The 1460-nt window shown below is 56.7% G+C and carries 1 protein-coding gene; it reads right to left on the bottom strand.

Translation table 11 applies throughout. From position 1 onward, the window contains the following. A partial coding sequence (locus A3730_RS20080; protein ID WP_156501270.1) for a hypothetical protein occupies window positions 1-1385 on the bottom strand: 1385 nt, incomplete at its 3' end. Between the last annotated feature and the right edge of the window lie 75 nt (window positions 1386-1460).

The following is a 1460-nucleotide window of genomic DNA, read 5'->3' as shown; positions in this document are numbered from 1 at the left end:
ACCGTCTGGCTGGCGGGCGAAACAGAGCCCTGGTCCGTGCCTACCTGGTATTGCGCGATCTTGTTGTCTGCCGGAGCAGCTACGTAGGCGAGGCCGTTGTCGTAATCAATGGCCATGCTGTGGTAGGCGTTATTGGCAAAGGTGGCTGCCGTTGCCCTGCCGCTCAGCTTGGCTGTGCCGGGGTTGATTGAATAGATGGCGATGCCACTTGGCGCGGTTGAGTCACTGTTTCTTTTCGCTTTCAAATACGCCACTTCGCCATTGTCGGCGATATCCAGGGAGACACGCTGGGTGTCCTCATAGGTCAGGATTGTCGGGTTCGACAGGCTGGCAAAGTCACCGTTGCCATCAATGGAGTAGCCTCTGACGTTTACCGGGTTGCCAAACGGGAAGTCGTTGTAGGAGTATACGAGATACGCCTTCTGGGCGCCTGGCACCAGGGCAAGATCCTGTGTCTTGATGCTGTTCTGGCTGAGAAATGATGCTGACCATGCACCATTGATAGTCCCGGTGCTTGCTTCAACGGTGAAATGAAATACCCCGGCCTTGTCCAAAACTGTGGGGCTTTGCGATGGCTCGTCGTAGCTGACGTAAAGGTGCTCGCCGGTTGCGTCGACCACCATGCCATTCAGTTGCCGGGCGGTATTGTTGAGCGGTACACCTTGGTTGAACGTGAATGTCCCGTTGGCACTAATGTCATAGCTTAATATAGCCGAGCCTTCCTGATCGCTGACATCTTTCGTGTTGACAGCAGCAAACAGGCGGTTGTGCGCCCCGTCCAGGACAATGCTATTAACCGCCATAATGCTGATGGGGTCGCCTGCTGCATCGGCAATGTTGGTGGCCGGGTCAACATCTGCCACCTGGGTCAAACTACCCGCTGCGGCATCGTAAACCCGAATGACCGGTCCGCTGCTCTGGCCAAGGATGGCATAAACATGATCGGCGGCATTGCCTTTCTTGCCGACCAGAAGACACTGGCCGGGAGCCGTATTGTCTGAGCTATTGTTGCAGCGGTCAGAAAGAGGAGCAGAAAGCGGACTGCCGGAGGCGGTCAGGGCGCCGTTTGCGTCGAGGGTATATACCTGAAGGCTGCCGCTGCTACCGTTTCCGCTGGCCGCGTAGAGTGCCTGGTTGGCGGTATCAAGGGCGATGGTGTCGGCCTGCCCGGCAGTATCGGCAGGCGACATGGGCACAAACATGCCGTCTACCACCTCGGCGGTGACATCATGCACGATGGTTTCGAAACTGAAGGTCACCGAGCAGTTGGCGCTGACGTTTTTGACGGTAAACGTTGTGCCTGAATTCGAGAAGTCGCTAAGAACGCTGCAGTTAGAGTTGGCTTTGGCGGTTTTGTGAGTATCGGGCGTGATGGTGAAGACCACATCCCCTCCCAGTGAGGTTTTTTGCTCGCCAAGGGGGCTGACCGTGCCGCCGGAGCCATTCAGTGTTGCGGTAAC

It is taken from the genome of Alcanivorax sp. HI0044 (assembly GCF_001634945.1).
Note: the sequence above shows the minus strand (reverse complement) of the source record. Positions and strands in the feature narration are given on the sequence as shown.